Source organism: Streptomyces sp. CG 926 (assembly GCF_003148825.1).
Taxonomy (GTDB): Bacteria; Actinomycetota; Actinomycetes; order Streptomycetales; family Streptomycetaceae; genus Streptomyces.
In genome coordinates this window covers 607,294-628,393 of record NZ_QGGZ01000001.1, presented here as the reverse complement: position 1 = coordinate 628,393, position 21,100 = coordinate 607,294, and the positions used below count along the sequence as shown (strand labels likewise).

The 21,100-nt window shown below is 72.4% G+C and carries 16 protein-coding genes; 15 read left to right on the top strand and 1 reads right to left on the bottom strand.

What is annotated here, in order from left to right; all coding sequences use genetic code 11:
- Nucleotides 1-3: 3 nt before the first annotated feature.
- The 11 genes from hypB to BCL76_RS02590 all read left to right on the top strand — a co-directional run bounded on the left by hypB (nucleotide 4) and on the right by BCL76_RS02590 (nucleotide 11,449).
- On the top strand, nucleotides 4-849 hold the full coding sequence (gene hypB, locus BCL76_RS02640) for a hydrogenase nickel incorporation protein HypB (protein ID WP_109777713.1): 846 nt from the start codon (nucleotides 4-6) through the stop codon (nucleotides 847-849).
- On the top strand, nucleotides 849-3,173 hold the full coding sequence (gene hypF / locus BCL76_RS02635) for a carbamoyltransferase HypF (protein WP_109777710.1): 2,325 nt from the start codon (nucleotides 849-851) through the stop codon (nucleotides 3,171-3,173). Before hypB ends, hypF begins: the two co-directional genes overlap by 1 nt.
- Before the next feature lie 78 nt (nucleotides 3,174-3,251).
- Nucleotides 3,252-3,635, top strand: a complete 384-nt coding sequence (locus tag BCL76_RS02630; protein WP_258309245.1) for a HypC/HybG/HupF family hydrogenase formation chaperone — start codon at nucleotides 3,252-3,254, stop codon at nucleotides 3,633-3,635.
- Nucleotides 3,632-4,825, top strand: a complete 1,194-nt coding sequence (gene hypD, locus BCL76_RS02625; RefSeq protein ID WP_109777708.1) for a hydrogenase formation protein HypD — start codon at nucleotides 3,632-3,634, stop codon at nucleotides 4,823-4,825. Before BCL76_RS02630 ends, hypD begins: the two co-directional genes overlap by 4 nt.
- Nucleotides 4,818-5,879 (top strand): hydrogenase expression/formation protein HypE, encoded by a 1,062-nt coding sequence (gene hypE / locus BCL76_RS02620; RefSeq protein WP_109777705.1) that lies wholly within the window; start codon nucleotides 4,818-4,820, stop codon nucleotides 5,877-5,879. Before hypD ends, hypE begins: the two co-directional genes overlap by 8 nt.
- 284 nt (nucleotides 5,880-6,163) lie before the next feature.
- Nucleotides 6,164-6,406, top strand: a complete 243-nt coding sequence (locus tag BCL76_RS02615) for a hypothetical protein (RefSeq protein WP_109777703.1) — start codon at nucleotides 6,164-6,166, stop codon at nucleotides 6,404-6,406.
- A gap of 162 nt (nucleotides 6,407-6,568) precedes the next feature.
- Nucleotides 6,569-7,543, top strand: a complete 975-nt coding sequence (locus BCL76_RS02610; protein ID WP_109777700.1) for a sensor histidine kinase — start codon at nucleotides 6,569-6,571, stop codon at nucleotides 7,541-7,543.
- Nucleotides 7,540-8,205 carry a response regulator gene (locus tag BCL76_RS02605; protein WP_030714905.1) on the top strand — a complete coding sequence of 222 codons (666 nt, stop codon included), beginning with the start codon at nucleotides 7,540-7,542 and terminating at the stop codon, nucleotides 8,203-8,205. The genes BCL76_RS02610 and BCL76_RS02605 overlap by 4 nt, the downstream gene beginning before the upstream one ends.
- 150 nt (nucleotides 8,206-8,355) lie before the next feature.
- Complete coding sequence (locus BCL76_RS02600) at nucleotides 8,356-9,228, top strand: peptidoglycan DD-metalloendopeptidase family protein (RefSeq protein ID WP_109777698.1); 873 nt, start codon at nucleotides 8,356-8,358, stop codon at nucleotides 9,226-9,228.
- A 74-nt stretch (nucleotides 9,229-9,302) separates the two neighbouring features.
- On the top strand, nucleotides 9,303-10,076 hold the full coding sequence (locus tag BCL76_RS02595) for an FHA domain-containing protein (RefSeq protein WP_181382411.1): 774 nt from the start codon (nucleotides 9,303-9,305) through the stop codon (nucleotides 10,074-10,076).
- 62 nt (nucleotides 10,077-10,138) lie between these two features.
- Nucleotides 10,139-11,449, top strand: coding sequence for a serine/threonine-protein kinase (locus tag BCL76_RS02590; RefSeq protein WP_258309244.1), 1,311 nt, complete (start codon nucleotides 10,139-10,141; stop codon nucleotides 11,447-11,449).
- Nucleotides 11,450-11,520: 71 nt separating this feature from the next.
- Here BCL76_RS02590 and BCL76_RS02585 read toward each other — a convergent pair whose 3' ends face one another.
- Nucleotides 11,521-13,353, bottom strand: coding sequence for a TerD family protein (locus BCL76_RS02585; RefSeq protein WP_109777697.1), 1,833 nt, complete (start codon nucleotides 13,351-13,353; stop codon nucleotides 11,521-11,523).
- 528 nt (nucleotides 13,354-13,881) lie between these two features.
- Here BCL76_RS02585 and BCL76_RS02580 point away from each other — a divergent pair.
- From BCL76_RS02580 to BCL76_RS02565, 4 genes are all read left to right on the top strand, one after another.
- The gene (locus tag BCL76_RS02580) at nucleotides 13,882-18,501 is read left to right on the top strand and encodes a HEAT repeat domain-containing protein (RefSeq protein ID WP_109777695.1); all 4,620 of its coding nucleotides are present in this window, start codon (nucleotides 13,882-13,884) and stop codon (nucleotides 18,499-18,501) included.
- A gap of 179 nt (nucleotides 18,502-18,680) precedes the next feature.
- Entirely contained in the window at nucleotides 18,681-19,082 is a 402-nt protein-coding gene (locus tag BCL76_RS02575; RefSeq protein WP_109777693.1) for a WXG100 family type VII secretion target, read from the top strand.
- A gap of 10 nt (nucleotides 19,083-19,092) precedes the next feature.
- A complete protein-coding gene (locus tag BCL76_RS02570) occupies nucleotides 19,093-19,398 on the top strand; it encodes a WXG100 family type VII secretion target (RefSeq protein ID WP_109777691.1) in 306 nt (101 codons plus the stop codon).
- On the top strand, nucleotides 19,398-21,074 hold the full coding sequence (locus BCL76_RS02565; RefSeq protein WP_146228303.1) for an RNase A-like domain-containing protein: 1,677 nt from the start codon (nucleotides 19,398-19,400) through the stop codon (nucleotides 21,072-21,074). The genes BCL76_RS02570 and BCL76_RS02565 overlap by 1 nt, the downstream gene beginning before the upstream one ends.
- Nucleotides 21,075-21,100 lie beyond the last annotated feature (26 nt).

The following is a 21,100-nucleotide window of genomic DNA, read 5'->3' as shown; positions in this document are numbered from 1 at the left end:
ATCATGTGCCGAGTGGTCGATCTACGGCAGGCGGTGCTCGCCAAGAACGACGTCGCCGCCCAGGTCCTGCGCACCGAACTCACCGCCCGCGGTACGACGGTGGTCAATCTGCTCTCCAGCCCCGGCAGCGGCAAGACGGCGCTGCTGGAACGTGAGTTGCTCCTGGCGCGGGAGCGGGGCGTGGCCGTGGCCGCGCTGACGGCCGATCTGGCCACCGAGAACGACGCGCTACGGCTGGCCCGTTCGGGCGTACCGGTCAAGCAGGTGCTCACCGACGGGCTGTGCCACCTGGAGGCGGCGATGCTCGGCCGGCACCTGGACGGTTGGCTGCCCGAGGACACCCGGCTGCTCTTCGTGGAGAACGTCGGCAACCTGGTCTGCCCGGCCGGCTACGACCTGGGGGAGTCCCTGCGGGTGGTGCTGGCCTCGGTGACCGAGGGCGAGGACAAGCCGCTGAAGTACCCGACCGCCTTCGGGCTGGCCCAGCTGGTGGTGGTCACCAAGACCGACATCGCGCGGGCGGTCGAGTTCGACGAGGCCGCCTTCCGCGCCAACGTCGATCAGGTCAATCCCGGCGTGGAGGTGGTGCTCACCTCGGCGCGCGCGGGTGAGGGCCTGGGCGTCCTGCTCGACCGGGCACTGGCGGCGGGGGCGGGTGCGGTGACGCACACCCCGGTGATGGCCCGTCAACAGCACGATCACGGCCACGAGCACGATCACAGCCACGGCCACGAGCACGGCCACGGCCACGCACTCGATCACGGCCACGATCACGATCACGATCACGACGGTGACCTCGACCACGAGCACCCGCACCCGCACGTCCACACGGCCGCGCAGACCCGCTGATGGAGGCGGTGCAGCGGCGCCGGATCACCGTCCGGGGCGTGGTCCAGGGCGTCGGCTTCCGGCCCTACGTCTACACCCGCGCGACCGGGCTGGGTCTGGCCGGGCACGTCACCAACACCCCCGAGGGCGTCGTCGCGGAGGTCGAGGGCGCCCCGGCGGCGGTGGTGCTGTTCTGCGAACGGCTCGCGGCGGACGCGCCCCCACTGGCCGTCGTCGACGCCGTCGACCACTGGGAGGTCCCCGTCGCGGGCGGCACCGGATTCACCATCATCGCCTCCCGGACCGGCGGCCCCGCCCGCACGCTCGTCTCCCCGGACGTCGCCACCTGCGCCGACTGCCTGACCGAACTGGCCGACCCGACCGACCGACGCCACCGGCACCCCTTCATCACCTGCACCCACTGCGGGCCGCGCTTCACCATCGTCACCGGTCTGCCGTACGACCGCGCCCACACCACCATGGCCCCGTTCCCCATGTGCCCCGACTGCGCACGCGAGTACGGCGACCCGGCCGACCGCCGCTTCCACGCCCAGCCGGTCGCCTGCCCTGCCTGCGGTCCCCGCCTCAGCCTGCTCACCGGGCGACCGCCCCGCGAGAGCGCCGAGGTCGACCCGGTCGCCGAGGCCCGCCGGCTCCTGGCGGCCGGCGCGATCCTCGCCGTCAAGGGCCTGGGCGGCTACCACCTCGCCTGCGACGCCACCCGGCCGGACGCCGTCGCCGAGCTGCGCCGGCGCAAGGCGCGCGGGGACAAACCCTTCGCCCTGATGGCCCGGAACCTCACCGACGTCGAGCGGTTCGCCCACCTGGGCCCCGAGGAACGCGCGCTGCTGACGGGCGGCGCCCGGCCCATCGTGCTGCTGCGCCGCCGCGCCGGCGCGGACGGCCCGGACGGGGTCGCCCCCGGCTGCCCCGACCTCGGGGTGATGCTCCCGTACACCCCCGTCCACCACCTGCTGCTCGGCCTGCCCGGGGACCCTCCGGGGCCCCGGCTGCTCGTCATGACCAGCGGGAACCTGTCGGGGGAGCCCATCGTCACCGACGACGCCGAGGCCCTGGACCGGCTCGCCGCCCTCGCCGACGCCTGGCTCACGCACGACCGGCCCATCCACGTGCCGTGCGACGACTCCGTGGTGCGGGTGTGCGACGGCGAGCCGCTGACCGTACGCCGCTCCCGCGGGTACGCCCCGCTGCCGCTGACCCTGCCGGTGCCCGTCCCCGCGACCCTCGCCGCGGGCGGGGACCTCAAGAACACCTTCTGCCTCGGCGAAGGACGCCAGGCCTGGCTGTCCGCCCACATCGGCGACATGGACGACCTCGCCACCCGGTACGCCCTCGAAGGCGCCGAGCGGCAGCTGGAGTCCATCACCGGCGTCGCCCCCGTACTCCTCGCCGCCGACCGGCACCCCGGCTACCGCTCCACCCGGTGGGCCGAGCGCGCCGCGGGCGCCCGGCCGCTCGTCCGCGTCCAGCACCACCACGCGCACATCGCCTCCACCCTGGCGGAGCACGGCGTGGAAGGTGACCGTCCGGTCATCGGGGTCGCCTTCGACGGCACCGGCTACGGCGACGACGGCGCCGTGTGGGGCGGCGAGGTCCTCCTCGCCGACTACGCCGGGTTCACCCGGTTCGCCCACCTCGCCTACGTTCCGCTGCCGGGCGGCGACGCGGCCGTGCAGCGCCCGTACCGCATGGCGCTGTCCCATCTGCGGGCCGCGGGCATCGACCGGAGCCCGGACCTGCCCTGCGTCGCCGCCTGTCCGCCCGGAGAGATCCAGCTGCTGGAACGCCAGTTGGAGCGCGGGCTGAACTGTGTCCCGACCTCCAGCATGGGCCGCCTCTTCGACGCCGTCTCCTCCCTGGTCGGTATCTGCCACCTGGCCGGCTACGAGGCGCAGGCCGCCATTGAGCTGGAGGGCGCCGCCTTGGGCGCGCACCCGGCCGATCCCGGGCCCGGCTACGCCTTCGGCCTCCGCGCGGCGCCCGACCCCGACGCCGGTCCGGTCACCGCCGATCCGGCGCCCGTACTCGCCGCCGTGGTGGCCGACGTACGCGCCGGCACGGGCCCGGCGCTGATCGCCGCCCGCTTCCACAGCTCCGTCGCCGCCCTCGTCGCCACGCTCTGCGCGGACGCGCGCGAGCGGCACGGCCTGGACACCGTCGCCCTGACCGGCGGGGTCTTCGCCAACACCCTGCTCTCCGCGGAGTGCGCCCGGCGGCTGCGCGCGGCCGGATTCACCGTCCTGCGGCACGGCCGGGTCCCTCCGAACGACGGCGGGTTGTCGCTGGGCCAGCTCATGGTGGCCGCCGCGCGGCACGCGCCCTGACCCGCCGCCCCGCCCCTGACACACCTCTGACACAGCCCCTGACACAGCCCCTGAGACACCCACAGCAAGGAGAAGCCCATGTGCCTGGCGGTGCCCGGCAGAGTGCTCGACATCGGGGAGAAGGACGGCACCCGCATGGCCACCGTCGACTTCGGCGGTGTGCAGAAGGAGGTGTGCCTGGAGTACCTGCCCGACCTCCAGGTGGGCGAGTACGCCATCGTCCACGTGGGCTTCGCCCTCCAGCGCCTCGACGAGGGGTCGGCCAAGCAGACCCTCGAGCTCTTCGCGCAGCTCGGCATGCTCCAGGAGGAGTTCGGAGACCCGTGGGAGCAGGCCGCGGCGGTCGGCGGCGACCCGTGGCCCTTCACCGACGATCCCGACCCCGCATCCGACCTCGTACCCGGGCCCGCGTCCGCGCCGGCGCCCGCTCTCGCCGCCCCGCAGGAGGACGTCCAGCCGTGAAGTACATCGAGGAGTTCCAGGATCCCGACCTCGCCCGCCGGCTGCTGGACGACATCCACGCCACCGTGACCCGGCCCTGGGCGCTGATGGAGGTCTGCGGCGGCCAGACCCACACCATCATCCGACACGGCATCGATCAACTACTGCCTGAACAGGTCGAGTTGATCCACGGCCCGGGCTGCCCGGTGTGCGTCACCCCGCTGGAGGTCATCGACAAGGCGCTGGAGATCGCCTCCCGCCCCGACGTGATCTTCTGTTCCTTCGGGGACATGCTCCGGGTGCCCGGGACCGGCCGCGACCTGTTCCAGGTGCGCAGCGAGGGCGGCGACGTACGCGTCGTCTACTCCCCGCTCGACGCCCTGCGGATCGCCCAGGAGAACCCGAAGCGCCAAGTGGTCTTCTTCGGCATCGGCTTCGAGACCACCGCGCCGCCCAACGCCATGACGGTCCACCAGGCGAAGAAGCTGGGCATCCCCAACTTCAGCCTCCTGGTCTCCCATGTGCGGGTGCCCCCGGCGATCGAGGCGATCATGCGGTCGCCGAGCTGCCGGGTCCAGGGCTTCCTCGCCGCCGGGCACGTGTGCAGCGTGATGGGCGTGCGCGAATACCCCGAACTGGCCGCGCGCCACCGGGTCCCGATCGTGGTGACCGGCTTCGAACCGCTGGACATCCTGGAAGGCGTACGCCGGGCCGTCCGACAGCTGGAGCGCGGCGAGCACACCGTGGACAACGCCTACGCACGCGCCGTCCGCCCCGAGGGCAACCCCGCCGCCCTCGCCATGCTGGAGGACGTCTTCGAGGTCACCGACCGGGCCTGGCGGGGCATCGGCGTCATCCCCGACAGCGGCTGGCGGCTGTCCGAGCGCTACCGGGACTTCGACGCCGAACACCGCTTCTCCGTCACCGGGATCAACACCCGGGAACCGGCCGAGTGCCGCAGCGGCGAGGTACTCCAAGGGCTGCTGAAACCGCACGAGTGCGAGGCCTTCGGCACGCTGTGCACCCCGCGCAACCCGCTCGGCGCCACCATGGTCTCCAGCGAGGGCGCCTGCGCCGCGTACTACCTCTACCGACGACTGGAGTTGGGGACGGTGCCCGCCGCGAAGGCCGAGGCCGCCCAGGCCTCGAAGACCGCCGTGACCGCCCCGACCGCAGCGAGCGCCCCGCTGGAGGCGAGCCCCGTTGTCTGACACCGCACTCGACATCACGGGCTGGACCTGCCCGGCCCCGCTGCGCGACCGTCCCCGTGTGGTGATGGGCCACGGCGGCGGCGGCGCACTCTCCGCCGAGCTGGTCCAGCACCTCTTCGCCCCCGCCTTCGGCGGTGACGTGCTCGCCCAGCTCGGGGACTCCGCGGCCGTCTCCCTGGGCGGCGTCCGCCTGGCCTTCTCCACCGACTCGTACGTGGTGCGGCCGCTGTTCTTCCCCGGCGGCTGCATCGGCGACCTCGCGGTCAACGGCACCGTCAACGACCTCGCCATGAGCGGCGCCGAAGCGGCCTACCTGTCCTGCGGGTTCATCCTGGAGGAGGGCGTCGAGATGTCGGTGGTGGCGCGCGTGGCCGAGGCCATGGGCGCGGCGGCGCGAGCGGCCGGCGTGGAGGTGGCCACCGGCGACACCAAGGTCGTGGAAGCGGGCCACGGCGACGGCATCTACCTCAACACCGCCGGCATCGGGATCATCCCCGAGGGGGTGGATCTGCGCCCGCAGCGCGTCGTCCCCGGCGACGTCGTCATCGTCAGCGGCGAGATCGGCCTGCACGGCGTGGCGATCATGAGCGTCCGCGAAGGCCTGGAATTCGGCGTGGACATCCAGAGCGACTGCGCGGACCTGGGCGGCCTCGTACGGAGCATGCTCGCCGTCACCCCCGACCTGCACGTCCTGCGCGACCCCACCCGGGGCGGCCTGGCCGCCTCCCTGAACGAGATCGCGGCCGCTTCGGGCACCGGCGTCGTGATCCACGAGGGCCGTGTCCCTGTCCCGGCGGCGGTCGCGAACGCCTGCGCGATCCTCGGACTCGACCCGCTCTACGTGGCCAACGAGGGCAAGCTGGTCGCCTTCGTGCCCCGCGAGCACGCCGAGGCCGTCCTCGACGCCATGCGCGCCCATCCCCTGGGCCGCCACGCGGCCGTGATCGGCGAGGCCGTGGACGCCCACCCGGGGCTGGTCGTGGCCCGCACCGGCCTCGGCGGCACCCGCGTGGTCGACCTGCCGATCGGGGAGCAGCTGCCGCGCATCTGCTGACCGGTGCGCACGTTGGGTGCCGGCCCCGATGCGCGGGGCCGGTCGGGCGGGCGATGCTGGGGGTGGCCGCGAAGCCCCTTCCGGGCGGTGGCCGCGCCCGCCGCCCGCGAGGTCCGGCCCCGCGGCCGACCGGACGCGGCCGCACGTGACCGGCCGGACGCGGCCGACCGGGCGTGACCGGCCGCGACCGACGCCGCGCGCCACCCCCGGCGCGGAGCGGCTCGTGCCCCCGGCGGTGGATCCGCTCCCGCGCCCCCGCCCGGCCCACCGAAAGGAGCGGGGCCATGCCGACAGCCCACGACGACGCGAGGACCACCCCTCCCGGAGCCCCCGCCGGGCCCCGGCCCCGCCGGCGGCCGTACCGACGGGCCGGCGCCTGGCTGGCCATCGCGCTGGGGGTCTGGGCCGCGGTGGCCGGGGCCACCCTGCCCAACGGGCTCGTCCTGGCGGCAGGTCTGGTCGTGGCCGCGCTGGCGGTGAACCGGCTGGGCGCGGAGCCCCGTACGCGCCGCCGGGCGAGCCGATGATGGGTGCCGGCACGGATGGACAAGACTCCCGGCACCCGACAGGCTGAACCGGGGACACCGGTCCCACCGCAGGTCACCGCAGGTGCGAGAGCACATCGGCGGGGACCGCGGAAGCGAGCGGTCCGCCGGAGCGGCGGACCCGGAACCAGGGGAGGGACGCCCGTGTCGCTGTACTGGCGGATCTTCCTGCTCAACGCGGCCGTCCTCGTCACCGCCGTCCTGCTGCTGTTCGGACCGGTCACCGTCTCCACCCCGGTGCTCTTCGGCGAGGCCGTGGTGCTGCTCGCCGGGTTGGCCGCCATGCTCGTCGCCAACGCCGCCCTGCTCCGGATCGGCCTGGCACCGCTCGGCCGGCTGACCCGCGCGATGAGCGCGGTCGACCTGCTGCGCCCCGGCGGCCGGGCACGGGTGGAGGGCCCCGCCGAAGTGGTCGAGCTGACCACCTCCTTCAACGCCATGCTGGGCCGCCTGGAGGCCGAGCGGGCCGGCAGCAGCTCCCGCGCCCTCTCCGCGCAGGAAGCCGAACGGCGCCGCATCGCCCAGGAACTGCACGACGAGGTCGGCCAGACCCTCACCGCGGTCCTGCTCCAGCTCAAGCACGTCGCCGACCGCGCCCCGACCCCCTTGCGGGAGGAGCTCCGCCAGGTGCAGGAGACGACCCGCACGAGCCTGGACGAGATCCGCCGCATCGCCCGCAGACTGCGCCCGGGAGTCCTGGAGGAGCTCGGGCTGCACAGTGCCGTGCGCGCGCTGACGGCCGAGTTCACCAGCGGCTCGCTGACCGTTCGGCACGTCATCGGCCCCCACGTGCCCCCACTGGACGAAGCGGCCGAGCTCGTCGTCTACCGCGTCGCCCAGGAGGCCCTGACCAACGCCGCCCGGCACGCGGGCGCGAGCGAGGTCGAGGTGCGCCTGTCGGGCCGACCCGACGGGGCGGTCCTGCTGCTGGTCCGCGACAACGGGCGGGGCATCGGCGCCGCCGGCGAGGGCGCCGGGATCCAGGGCATGCGGGAACGGGCCCTGCTGATCGGCGCCGACCTCGCCATCGGGAGCGGCCCGACGGGCGGCACCGACGTACAGCTGGACGTACCGGCCGTGACCACGGCCGCCGCGGCGACCACGGAGGAACCCCGTTGACCGATCCTGAACGGCCGCCGACCCGTGTGCTGCTCGCCGACGACCACGCCCTCGTACGGCGCGGGGTCCGGCTCATCCTCGACGCCGAGCCGGACCTGACGGTGGTCGCCGAGGCCGGGGACGGAGCGGAGGCCGTCGCCCTGGCCCGTACCGGGGAGGTGGACCTCGCCGTGCTCGACGTGGCGATGCCCCGGATGACCGGACTGCAGGCCGCGCGGGAACTCTCCCGGCTGCGTCCGGAGCTGCGCATCCTCATCCTGACCATGTACGACAACGAGCAGTACTTCTTCGAGGCGCTCAAGGCCGGGGCGGCCGGCTACGTCCCCAAGTCGGTCGCCGACCGCGACCTGGTCGAGGCGTGCCGGGCGGCGATCCGGGACGAGCCGTTCATCTATCCCGGGGCCGAGACCACCCTCATCCGCAACTACCTGGACCGGGCCCGCCAGGGCGACCCGCTGCCCGCCCGGGCGATCACCGAGCGCGAGGAGGAGATCCTCAAGCTCGTCGCGGAGGGCCATTCCTCGAAGGAGATCGGCGACCTCCTGGTCATCAGCGCCAAGACCGTGGAGCGCCACCGGGCCAACCTGCTCCAGAAGCTCGGGATGCGCGACCGGCTGGAACTGACCCGGTACGCGATCCGGGTCGGGCTCATCGAGCCCTAGAGGACGGCTCCTTCGGCCCGGCGGCGGTAGCAGAGCGCCGCCCGCACCCCACCCTCGTAGCTACGAGGTGGCGCGGCCCGGGCGCCGACCCCAACATGACGCGGGAGACCGCCCGTCCGGGCGCGTCCACAGGCGCCGGGAGGGGAAGACGTGCTGCGGTATCCGAGCAGGCTGTGGGCGGTGGTGCTGATGTGTCTGGCGGGCCTGGTGGGGGCAGGTACGCCCGCCTCGGCCGCCGCCGCCCCCGCCCCTGCCTCCGTCGCGGCGAAGCCGCCGTTCCAACTACCGTTCCCCTGCGGGACCACCTGGCAGCTGAACACCTGGGGCCACGACCCCGCGCTGGACATGGTGGTGGAGGGCAACACCGGCTCCGACGCCCTGCCCGTCCTGGCGTCCGCCGCCGGCACCGTGTCCGCCACGTACTGGACGAACGGCTCGGGCAACACCATCCAGATCAGCCACGGCAACGGCTGGTTCACGGCGTACTACCACCTCAAGGACGACCCGGCGACCTACGTCAAGAAGGGCGACCCCGTCCAGCCGTCCACGCGGATCGGCCGGATCGGCACCACGGGTGCCTCGCAGTGGTCCCACCTGCACTACGAGCAGCGCTATCTGGCCTCCGGCGACTTCACCGACGAGAGCCACCGCGTCCCGGCCCACTTCGACGGGATCGAGTACTCGGGCGCCGCGAAGGAGTGGCCGAGCGTCACCAGCCGCAACTGCGCCGGCACCCCGCCCCCGGCCTGGCAGGACTGCCCGCCCGGCTACGTCTGCTTCTACTCGGGGGCCGACGGCACCGGCACCGTCTGCCGTTCCGCCGTCGACGAGCCCCGGAGCACGTGCGGGCCGCGCCGGTCCTACTTCAACAACGGCACGCCGCAGCCGGGTTACGACCACGTACAGGTGTACTTCCGGGAGGGCGGCAGCGCCTGCCTGCACCGAGGTTGGGACGAGGGACGCGGGAACCTTCCCGCCGGCGGCCGGACCATCGAGCGCTTCCAGTGGCGCGGGGAGTGCTGAAGACAAGCCATTGTTGTGGGAAAGATTGATTCCGCCGGCTAGCCTTCCCCTGCACCTCCGGGGAAGGAAGCAGTGTGAACAGCATCATCGTGGTTCCGGGGCCCACCATGTCCCCGAACGCACAGATCCGCCTGGCACCGGGGCAGACCCTCCGGTTCGGCCGTGAACCCGTCGGTCACCCGTACGGCGCCTTAGGGGGAGGCCCGCACACCTTACGGGTCCCGCACGCCGGCGTCTCGCGTTCGGCGGGAGAGATCACCGCCACCGCCACGTACTGGTCGATCGGCAACTTCTCCCGCTCGGCGACGTACGTGGTCGAGAACCCCGAAGGCGCCGGCGAGCACATCAAGATAGCCCCCGGCCGGCTGGACGCACCGGTCCCCTTCGAATTCGCCCGGCTCGTCCTGCCCGCCGGCTCCGAACTGCTCACCCTGGACGTCTGGGCGCCACGTCACGACTACGCCGACCGGGACGCCCCCGGCGAGCCCGACGGGGAGCCGACCGTGGTCCCCTTCCCGCTCGACCGCTCCAGCCGGTACTTCCTGGTGCTCACCGCCCTCTGCGAACCGAGGCTGCGCGGCGAACCGCACGCGCCCCTGCCCACCGTCGAGCAGGTGGTCGAACGGCTGAAACCGTCCTGGCCCGCGGCCAACCGCGCCGCCGTGCAGTGGAACATCGACTACCTCGCGGTCAAACTCCGCCTCAAGCCCGGCCCCGACACCGTGGATCCGGGGCCGCGGCTGGTCGGCAAGAAGGAGACCCTGGTCTCGCTGGCCCTGCGCTTCGACCTCGTCCGCGAGCAGGACCTGGCGGCCCTGCCGGCCGCCCCGACCGGTACCGCCCGCTGACCGGGAGAGCCGGGCACCCCGGCGCACTCACCGTCCCGGCCGGCTACCGGGTCGGCCCCTGGGTGGTCGGACACCTGCTGGGGGCCGGCGCCTTCGGCAGCGTGTACGCGGCCGCGCGAGCCGTACCCGAGCCGGGGCTGCCCGGCCGGGCCGCGCTCAAGGTCCTGCCGACCGGTACCCGTACCCCGCGCCAGCTACGGCACCTGAGCGAGCTCGCCGAGCGCGAGACCGAAGTACTGCGCCGGGTGCGCACACCCCGGCTGATCCGGCTGTACGAGGTGCTCACCATCGACGACCCCGGCCGTCCCGAACTCGACGGCGCCACCGTCCTCGTACTGGAGGAGGCGACGGGCTCCCTGGACACCCTGCTGGCCGACGGAGTGCCGCGGACCGGGCCCGCCCTGCTCGCCCAAGTCTGCGAGGGGCTCGACCAACTGCACAGGGCCGGCTGGGTGCACGGCGACCTCAAGCCGGGCAACGTCCTGCTGATGGCCGACGGCACGGCGCGGCTGGGCGACTTCAACATGGCCGCCGAGCTGGAGGGCACCCACGCCTACTCCCCGGCCTTCGCCACCCCCGACTACACCCCGCCCGACCTGCTCTGGTCGGAGGTCGGCGAACGCGGTACGAAGATCCGCCCGACGGCCGACATCTGGGCCTTCGGGGTCCTGGCCCACGTCGTCCTGACCGGCGCGCTCCCGCTGCCCGGCGGGACCCCGGCCGCCCGCCGGGACGCCGCGCTGCGCTACGCCAGGGGCGCGGAGGAGCTGCGCCTGTCCCCGGAACTGCCGGAGCCCTGGCGGGAGATCGTCCGCGACTGCCTGGCCCGAAGACACGAGGACCGGGCCGCGCACACCGCCGCCTCGCTGCTCCAGCGGGTGGTGGCGGCAGCCCAGCAGACCCCCGAAGCCCCGTCGCCCGCCCCGCCGGTCCCAGGTGTTCCCCCACCACCGCGGCGGCGCCGCACGCTGATCGCGGCCGGCACGGCGGCGCTCGCGGGGCTGGGCGCCCTCTGGGTCTCGGGCCTGTTCCACCTCGGGGACACGGCCGGGGCTTCCGGGTACGACCGGTGCTGGCGGGGAGCGGTCTGCTTCTTCTCGGAGGAGGACGGCCGCGGCGAGATGTGCTCCTGGGTCGACGGCGGCGCCGACTGGATCGAGGGCCCGGCCCCCTGCCCGTGGACGGCCCGCACCGCGCCCCGCTCGGTCTTCAACAACGGGTTCGACCTCACCGAAGGGGCGTCCAAGGTCGACGTCGTCTACTTCGGCCAGGCCGCTCAACACGAGCTGCTGGGCTGCGTGAAGGTACGGACGAGGACCAACCTGAACGGCACCGCCCGCCCGCGCTCCCACGCCTGGGTCCCCCACTGCTGAGGGCGCCCGCCCACCTCCCCACCGCCTCACCGAGCAGTTCGAGCCAATCGCGTCGCCGGCCGCTCCCCGGCCTAGGCGACCTCGATGCCGTACCCGCGCACGAGTGCCTCGAGACCGTGGTCGTAGCCCTGCCCGACGGCGCGGAAGCGCCACAGGGGGCCCCGACGGTAGATCTCGGCGAGGAGGAGGGTCCGTTCGCTGGTGGTGCCGTCGAGGGTGGCCTGCGCGGTCGCCTGCGCGTCGCTCCCCGGCGTGACGCTGATCTGGAGGGCTCCGACGTCTCCGAACGTGGCGCTGCCGTCGATGGCGGCGGCGATGGCGATCCGGTGGGCGGCGGGGGGAAGCGAGGCGAGATCGAGGGTGATGGTCTGCTCGGTCGGGCCGTCGCACAGGAGCCGGACGGCTCCGTCCGGGCTTTCGGGCGCGCCGTAGAAGACGAAGTCCTCGTCGCAGGAGACCTGCTCGTCCTCGTCGAGGACGAAGGCGACCACATCGATCTCGCAGTCCGTCCGCCGTGCCCAGGAGGCACCGACGTACCAGCGGCCGGCCGTGGCGAGCACAGGGAGATCGAGGACGCCGCCGCGGGGGAGGACCTCGGTCGACGCACCGCCGCCGAGCCGGTCGCCGATCCGGTCGCCGACCGACTCGGCGGCCGGCGCGCCGAGCCATGCGGGGTCGTGGACCGGTAGCCCCAAGGAGGTGATCCGCTCCATGCGGCGATCGCCCTCGCCGCCGGGCAGGAGCACGATGTCGGTGACGCTCGCCGAGAGGTTGATCGCGGCGGCCCCGCCCATCTCCACGACACGGGCTCGGGAGGCGGCCGCCTCCTCGTGGGTACCGCCCAGCACCAGGACCCTGCGCCGCCCGAACGGCTTCGCGGCGGGCCTGGTCTCGGCCTGCCGGGGTACCGCGACCGGAGGCTGCGTGGCGGCGACGGGAGGCCGGCCGGCGGCGACGGGCGCCTGCGGCGGAGCCTGCTTCTCGTGGGGCGTTCCGGGACGCACGTCCGCCAGCAGCGTGAGGAAGGCGTGCTCGTCGAGGACGGTGACCCCTTCGGTGACCGCCCGTCGGGCCTTCGCCGAGAGCGCGTCCGCGTCGTTGGTGACGAGGACGCTGGTGTGACGGCTGACCGAGGTCATCACGTTCAGGCCGCTCGCGACCGACCGGGCGACCAGTTCGATCCGGGCGATCTCCGTCTCGCCCGTCACGGCGATCTTCATCCCTTGGACGAGCGGTTCGCCGGGCTTCAGCGGGCCCGGGTTCCGGTAGGCGCACGGGGCCTTCGGGAGTTTCGGTGCGAACCGCGGGTCCTGCCGGGGCGGGCAGGACACCAAGGGGAGCGGGAGGTCCAGCCGTACGGCTTCGGCGAGCGAGGCGCGGAAGATCCCCGCGAGGACACGGGTGTCGTCGAGGGCGTCGTGGGCCTTGGTCTGGGGTACGCCGTAGTGCGCGGCCAGGGAGGCCAGCCGGAGGTCGGCGGTGGGCGGCTCCACCCGGCGGTTCAAGGCCAGGGTGCACAGGCGCCGGGCGACGGGCAGGTGGAGCCCGGCGCGGGCGAACTCGTGGGCCAGGAAGTCGTAGTCGAACTGTGCGTTGTGGGCCACCAGCACCCGGTCCTCCAGGAGCGCGCCGATCCGCCCCGCGACCTGGTCGAAGGTGGGAGCGCCCCGCAGCCGCTCCGCGGTGAGCCCGTGGACGTGCACGGGGCCGGGATCGCAGCCGGGGTTCACCAGGGTGGTGAAGTCCCCGGTCGGCGCACCGTCCTGCCCGAAGGTCAGTACCGCGATCGAGAGGATCCGGTCGCGCCGGGCGACCAGTCCGGACGTCTCGACATCCACCAGGGCCCAGTTGTGCGCGTAGTCGGGCAGGCGTGAGACGTCGAGCGCCGCGGATACGGTAGTCATGCGGGCAATGATCAGCCGGACGCCGGCACCGATTCAACCCGAACGGCCATTTGTCCTCTTCGCTCAGGGAGGGCCCTGGAGCGGGCATCGCGTCCACCCGGCCCGCGACCGTGGTCCCCGTACGACGGTGGGCGCGTTGATCGTCCCGGTCCGGGCGGCCAGGCCGTCCTGTCGACCTCACACCCGTCGCCGAGGGTCGATGCCCGACGCGGCGGCTTCCCGCTGCCGGTCGGCCCGCTCGTGCCGGATCTCCTGCGTGTGCGGGGAGGTCTCGCGCACCGCTTCGACGCTGCGGCGGAGGCCCACCCGTGGTGGTCATCGGCTGCCGTGGCACCTGGACCGAGGGACGGTCGAAGGTTCTCCGGCGCCGTTCCGGCGGCCGAGCGGACCCCTTCGTCGAAGCGGCAGCGGTCGGTCGTCGTCGCTGCCGTACCCACGAACAAACCTCCCCGCGAGCATCGACGGGGTGGGAGACACCCCAGGTGAATCCGCTCGTGGAGCGGGGAGTGTCCCCGTTAGCATCCGACGATGACGACCCAGGCAGACAAGACGTTCCGTGATGCCTTGCGTCGAGCCGACGTAGGCCGGCTGGCCAGCCATCTCGACGCGAGGCTCTGCCCGCCGACCGTCTTCGAAAGCCTCGTCCGGCACGACGATCCCCGCGTGCGGCATCTGGGGTTGGTCCTGCTGACCGAGCGCGTCACCTCGGGGCGGACGGGCGACGAGCCGGAGCCGGCCGAGCTCGCCCGGCTGCTGCCGGTATCGCCGGCGGGACCGCCGGAGGCGGACCTCGCCTTGGCGCGGCTCCACGAACGACTGGGGCCGTACGTCAAGGGCCTGCGCCGGCCTTCGTGGCGTACGGCTGAGCTGCCGGAACGGGTACGGATCGCCTGGCTGCGAGCCGAGCTCCTCAACGAGCCGACGGTGATCCGGACAGAACCCCCGGGCGAACCGCTGTACCAGGCCGTGCGCGAACTGACCCTCGACCACGCCCACCGGCCCGAGCAACTGGTGGAGGAGCTGGTGGGCAGCGGTGACCCGGTGCTGCAGGCCGCGGCGCTGCAGCTGGCCCAACAGGGGCTGCAGGCCGGCCTGCTCGCTCCCGCGCTGGTTCGCGAGTATCTGATCAGCCTGCTCGGTGTCGACAGCGCAGACGTCGTCGCCGCCGTACTCGGCGAACTCGGCCGGCCATGGGCGGCGTTGGATCCCCTCCCGCCGCGATGCCTGTTCCCCTTCCTCACCGCCGATGCGGTGATCGCGAGGCCCGAGGTGGCCGATGCCGCGATCACGGCCGCCTCCCACCACGGGCACCGTGGCCTGCTGCGGCAGGTCATCGACGATGCGGACCTGCCGCCCGGTCTACGTCGGCGCGCAATGCAACTGCTCGGTGACCTGGCGGACCGGGGTGACATCGGCGCACTGTCGGCCGTGGCCGCGCGGGACCCCTTGCTGTTCGGCGGGCCGGCGGTGACCTGCCTGCGCGGACTCCACCGGCGCGGGCACTTCCCGGACGATCCACACGTCCCGACCATCATCGGTCTGGCGCTGGCCGATCACTCGATTCCGGCCCACGAGGTCGCGACGATCCTGTTCACCTGCCGACAGGTGATGTTCCGCGTGCTGGTCGACGTGGCCGCCGACGATCCGAGCTGGCCGCGGCGGCTCGCGCTGCTGGTCGCCCTGGCCGGACAAGGGGCGGGGGAGCTGCCGATCGGGGAAGCGATCACACGGGTTCTTCCCTCCGCGCCCGCGCCGGGGCCGTTTCTCGAAGCGATCCGCGCATTGCGCCACGCGGATGCCGAAGACGCCGTGATCGCTCTCCTGCCGTCCGCTCCCGCAGCGGCCCTCGACGCTCTGGAGGCCATCGGCGGGCACCGCACGGTGACAGCGTTGCGGGAAGGGCTCGGCCTCGCCACGGCGGAGGGCACGGGCACGATCGCGCCGCATCTGCGCGCGGTCCGCCACCGCGCCCTCGAGCTCCTGTGGCATCTGACGCACGATCCGTCACAGCGACGTGCCGTCCTCGTCCGTCTCGATCCCGCCGATCTGCCGACGCGCATCGCGACAGATCTCGGTGGCCCGGACGAGCAGGAACTGGCTCTCCTGACTTCCCGTCCGGACCAGGAGGAACCGGTGGCGGCACTGCGCAGATTGGCCGGCTACGGCGCCGCCGGCACGCTGCCGGCCATCGCGGACCTGCTCCTGCGCATCGTGGCCGAACTGGCGGCCTCCTGGGAACGGGGCGGAGCCGCCCCGAGACTCGAAGGCGGCCGACCGGGCGGGGAGCCCGTGGTACCCCAGGAGGTCCTGGATGCCGTACACGGCCTGGGCCACCGTCTCCACGGGCGGGGGCGGATCAGGCCTTCCTGCCTGCTCGACGCGGCGACCGCGCGCGAGGCCGGAGACGCACTCGTCGCGACCATGGGTCTGGATCTGCTGGACCGGCCCGGTCTGTCGAACGCCGAGCAGGCGATCCTGCTCGAACTCCTGCGCCGGGTCCCCTACGCGCGCACCCGTGCGCGAGCGCACCGTCTGCTGCGGAACCGCGGCCCGCACGTGCGCAAACATGTGATCGCGTTGCTCGCCCGCGACGCCACGGGGGACGACGCGCAGGCATTGTCGGCGACCTTGATCGCGCTGACGGCGGCCCAGGACATCCAGACCGTCAGGCAGGCGCTGCTCGCCCTCGGTCACGCGCGGGCCCGCTGGGCCTCCGGCGCGGTCGCCACATGCCTCAGCCATCCGAACATGAACGTCAAGAAGACCGCCGCCGGGGTGCTGGTCCGCGCGGGCACGTCCACCGCGGTACCGGCACTGCTGCTCGGGCTAGGGCGTCACGACAATCCAGGCCTGCGCGGTTCGCTCGTCGAGGCGCTGCGCGTCATCCTCGGCGACGCGTACCTGGCGACCGTCCTCGCCGCCGCCGAACACAGCGAGGACCGCCGCTCCCGCGAACTGCTGCTGGAAGGCCTCGACCGCACGCTGTCGGCGCGCGCGGTCCTCGCACTGGACGCCCAGGCGTCACGGGTCGCGCCCACCCTGCTCGCCCTGGTGGCCACCGGCCGGATCGGCCTCGCCTCCGGAACGGTCGAGGAGCTGTCGGCGGCCCTGGCCGAGCGCGGGATCACCCCGCCCGCCGCGCGGCGGGCGGAGACGGACACCGGAGCGGATCGCGACGTCAGGGCACTGACGGCCGAGGGCTGGGATCCGTCGGTCGCGCTGCGCCTCGCCACGAGCGCGGAGCAGCCGACCCCCGCTCAACTGCGTTCGCTGCGGCCCATGCTGGCGGATTGGCTCCGCCTGGCCGGCTCCGAACCCGCTGTCCGAGGTCGCGTACTGGGGCTCGCCCTCCGGCTCTGCCCCGCACCGTGGACGGCCGGGGAACTGACGGCCTTCGCCCGATCCACCGGAGTCCTGCTCGACGGGCTCGCCGAAGCCGCGGCGGAAGACCGGGACGACCTCGTCGCGGTCCTCGAAGCCGTCGTGCCGACCCTGCCGGCGGTCGAGAAGCCGACTGTCACCGACGCCGTACGCGCGCTGCCCGCCGCGCCCGGGAGCCGGTCCGTACTGACGCTGCTCCGCGGCCTCGGCGCCGTGCTCGTCCGCGCCGACCTCGAGCAGGCGCTTGCTTCGGCCCGGCTCGGCGCCAACCCCTGGCAGGCGGAGGCCGCTGTGCTGCGGGACGCGTTCGCCGCCCCACAGTCACCTTCGGCCACCAGGCCGGTCGAGGCATGGCGCACCGCGTTGGACATCGCGGTGCGCGCGCCGAGCGCCGTGGAACAAGTACGCCGTCTCCGCAGGCAGCACGACGGCGTCCCGGGCTCCCGGGACCGCCTGGGCGCACTGATCGATGTCTACGCCTCTGCCGGCCCCGACGTCCGTGCCGCCCTCATCGACTGGATGGCGGACCTCCAGCCGCTCGACGCACCCCTCTGGACCATCACCGAGACCACCCACGCGCAGGCGCCGCGGCCGCGGACCGTGCACATCGACGATCTCGACCAGCCCCGTTCGACGGCACTGCGGGAGCGCCTGCTGGCCATGCTTCGGTCCTCCGCTCCGGATCACCGACACACCGCGGCACTGGCACTCCTGGAGTGGCCCGAGCCCGAGGCCCGGCTTCCCGTGCTCCGGGCCTTCCTGCAGGGCCGGATCGACGTACCCGTCGGTGTCGACCTGGCCCGCACACTGAACACCCTCGGGGAGGCGGAGCTGCGCGCGGACGGCATCCTGCACGACAGGGTCGGGCTCGTGGCGGCCCAGCTCGACCCGTGGGACCTGGAACCGTTGGTCCCGCTCCTGCTGGAATGGTGGGAGCACGACCCGCCGCCCGGCAGCTCCGCGGCTGGGCGGGCGCTGCTCCGGGTCCCCGCCGACGCGCTGGCGGAGCGCCTCGGTGGCCGGCTCGACGCCGGCGCCTGGGGTTTCCTCGCCCTGCTCCGCGGGCGTTCCGTGCTGCGCACCCCTGCGCTGACGCAGACCTGCCGGCGGCTGCGCGCCGAAGGACGCGACGACCTCGCGGACGGGCTGCTCCTCGTGGAAGGCCCGCTGCGCCACCCGGACGATGTACCGCTGGACGCCGCCCTGCCGGAGCTCCGTACCCCGGCCGCGTTGCCGGGTGCGGCACAACCCCTGTCTCGGCAGGAGCTGTTGAAACAGGCCCGTACCGGCGACCTGATCCAGGTACGCCACGCTCTCGCGCGACTGGCGGAGGGACACAGCGGTCCGCAGCCGGATCGGGACCCCCGTCTGCGGGACCTGATCGGCGAGTTGCTGCATCACCCCAAACCCAAGGTCCGCCTGCACGCCCACCGGACCTCACGGGCCATGCTGGACCGGCAGACCTACCTGCACCACACCTCGATCCTGCTGGACGACCCGCAGCCGGATCTGGTGCGTACGGCGATCCGGATCCTCAGCCACGCGAAGTGGGCACCCGCGATACCCGCTCTGACCGGAATGCTGGAACACCCCCATCCCGTCGTCCGTAGGACTGCCGCCAAGGGGCTCATCGACATCGGCAAGCAGGCGATCCCTGCCCTCAGGCATGCTGCCGGCCACGTCCGTCCCGACAGACGGTCCCGCTACACGGAGGTTTCCGAACGGATCACGGCCGCCGAAGCCCAGGAGCCCCCTCCCCGTCGCTGATCGGTCACTCGACACCGTCCTCGCGGCGTGGCCGGGCGGAGGAAGCGGGGGAGGTACGGGCGGCGCTGCCTATGTTTTCCCGCTGGCTAGAGTGCACGAGTTGAACGTTTTGTTGAGCAAAGCAAGTGATCAACTGAGCAGTTGAGCGGTCATCGGGGTACGGGTACGGGGGCGAACAGGTGGCGACAGATCCCAACTTGCAAGTCGACAGCGCGCACTTGACCAAGCTGGCCGACGACCTCGACGAAATGCAGCGCTACCTGGACCGGCAGGTCAAGCGTATGGACACGGTTGTCGACACGATCGAAGCGCGCTGGCAGGGGCCCGCGGCCAAGGCCTACCGACGGCGGCATCGTGAAGCCGCCAAGGAAGCGGTACGCATTCGTGAGCTCATGAAGCTGATCGAAGCGGCCGTTCGCATGAGCCGAGACGGGTTCACCGAGCAGGAGCTCGACATGCTGGCCGCCTTCAGGCGCATCCAGATGTCCGTGGACGTGGACAGCGAGGCGGCCGAACTGTCGACCCCCAACACCGGCAGCCCGCCCCCCGCGCCGCGCACGAGCCGCTTGCAGGATCTGTGACGAGGGACGCATGACTGACAGTGACGGCAACATAGCGGTCGACTTCGCCACCCTGCGGCTGCTCTCCGGCCAGCTGGAGGAGATCCTCAAGGATCTCAACGAGAACGTCCAGACCATGCACGACCGTGTCGAGAAGGTCGTTCTCGCCTGGGAGGGCGAGGCACGCGAGGCGTTCATCGACAGGCTGGACGAGTGGGATCGGTCCGCACGGGACCTTCAGGCGACACAGGCCTGGCTTCACAGCATCGTGACGACCGGTCAGAGCAACTACGCGGCGGCACATGCCGCGGTGCTGCGCGGATGGGGAGCGGCCTGATGGGCATGCCTGTTCCTCCGCCGCCCATGAAGGACGGAGTCATCGACGTCACCCCCAGGGCGCTGCACGCGCTGGCGGGCTTCGTCGCTCATCTCCAGGACGGACTGCACAAGGGGGCCAATCAGCTCCTCGACGAGCTCGGCCGATATCCGGACTGCGGGGGCTACGGAACCGCCGCATGGGAGTTCTCCACCGCGTACAAAAAGGTCGGCAACCGTTTCATCGAGGTGTGGGCCAAATCGGTGGCGAGCGTCGGAGGCGCTGCTGTCGGCTTCGCCGTGACCGCGAACAACTACGCGACGGCGGACGCCGCCACGGACCCCTCCGGCGCCCCGGCGCAGACCCAGCCACCGCCCACCGTGATCGACACGCCGCCCAACTACGGGTCCGTGACGGACCTCAAGTGGGCGGATGTGGACCAGAGTCAGGACATCTTCCAGTTGGCACTGGAAGCGCTGGAGGCCGGAGTCCTGGCGATCATCAGGCCCCTCCTGGAGGATGCCTACCGCATGGGCAAGGCGGCCGAGATCATGCCGTTGCCCGACTATGAGGGCCTGGACAACATGTCCATCGCCTGGGTGTACGCGAGCATGTCCGTCACCGCCACGGACGGAAACCTCAGCAGTGCCGTGCACAACTACACCGATCGGTCCAACGGCGAGTGGAACGCCGCGATGCGGCAGTTCTGCAGCGCTGTCTGGGGTACGAGCGCGTGGGGCCAGAGTCGCGAGGGCCACGAGTGGAAACATGACTCCGCGCAGCCCGGTCAGGGCAGCAGCCACCCGGTCATGGACGTGATGGTCAAGACCTGTGACGTCATGAGTGACGCTCTGCGTGCCGTGGCGGCCGCCGCGAAGGATGTGCGGGACGACCTTCGCAGGCTCTACTACGAAGCCGTGATGAAGGCTCTGCCGCACATCGACAGAAGCGACGGCCTGGACATGAAGGACGTCAAGAGCTTCGGCAAGGGACTCCTCAAGATGGGGAGAAGTTTCGCGGTCGGCTTCGCCCTCGAGGTGGACGAGGAGGCGATGAACGCGGCGGTCGAGGCGTACAACAACCGCGTGCACCGACAGGTCGCGGAGCTCAACAAACTGCACGAAGCCCTGGATGAGGCGTATCTCAGTGCTCCCACGTTCCGGGCCGAGTCGGCGCGGGCGGAGTCCTTCGGCGCCCGAGCTCTGACCGATTTCAAGAACGATCCGCTGTACACGGTGGCGGGGGACGACGAAAGCAATCACAAATATGCGATCGACCTCGCGAACCAGGAGGGCATTCTCGGGTCCCATGTGGTGGACAAACATGTGGGCAAGACGGATGAGCAACTGGAACAAAGGCTGAGGGACCAGCAGATCGTCAGGCCTTCCGGAATTCGTCCCGAGGCCGTTTCGGCGTTCGGGAGCCTTACGGACGCGCAGCGGTATACTCAGGCGGCCCTGGACGAACCGGGCAACCAGCGAAAGATCGACAATTGGCTCGCAAATAACCCTGGGCCCAACTCGTCGCGCTCACTGCTCCTGACGACGAACGACGTCGTGGGAAGATCGTGGGACCGGGGCGACACCGCCGCCCGTGACGTGACCAATGTATGGGTCGTTCTGAGACCCAATCCGGGGGGCCATCCGCCGTTCGTCGTTCTCACTTCCATGCCCACCGACAAGACCCAGCACCCGTAGTGCGCACGTGGAGAACTGAGGTAAAG

Excerpts from the sequence above, each read along its gene's own strand:
- hypB (WP_109777713.1), top strand. The coding sequence starts at position 4 with ATGTGCCGAGTGGTCGATCTACGGCAGGCGGTGCTCGCCAAGAACGAC.
- hypF (WP_109777710.1), top strand. The coding sequence starts at position 849 with ATGGAGGCGGTGCAGCGGCGCCGGATCACCGTCCGGGGCGTGGTCCAG.
- BCL76_RS02630 (WP_258309245.1), top strand. The coding sequence starts at position 3,252 with ATGTGCCTGGCGGTGCCCGGCAGAGTGCTCGACATCGGGGAGAAGGAC.
- BCL76_RS02615 (WP_109777703.1), top strand. The coding sequence starts at position 6,164 with ATGCCGACAGCCCACGACGACGCGAGGACCACCCCTCCCGGAGCCCCC.
- BCL76_RS02585 (WP_109777697.1), bottom strand. The coding sequence starts at position 13,353 with ATGACTACCGTATCCGCGGCGCTCGACGTCTCACGCCTGCCCGACTAC.
- BCL76_RS02580 (WP_109777695.1), top strand. The coding sequence starts at position 13,882 with ATGACGACCCAGGCAGACAAGACGTTCCGTGATGCCTTGCGTCGAGCC.
- BCL76_RS02570 (WP_109777691.1), top strand. The coding sequence starts at position 19,093 with ATGACTGACAGTGACGGCAACATAGCGGTCGACTTCGCCACCCTGCGG.
- BCL76_RS02565 (WP_146228303.1), top strand. The coding sequence starts at position 19,398 with ATGGGCATGCCTGTTCCTCCGCCGCCCATGAAGGACGGAGTCATCGAC.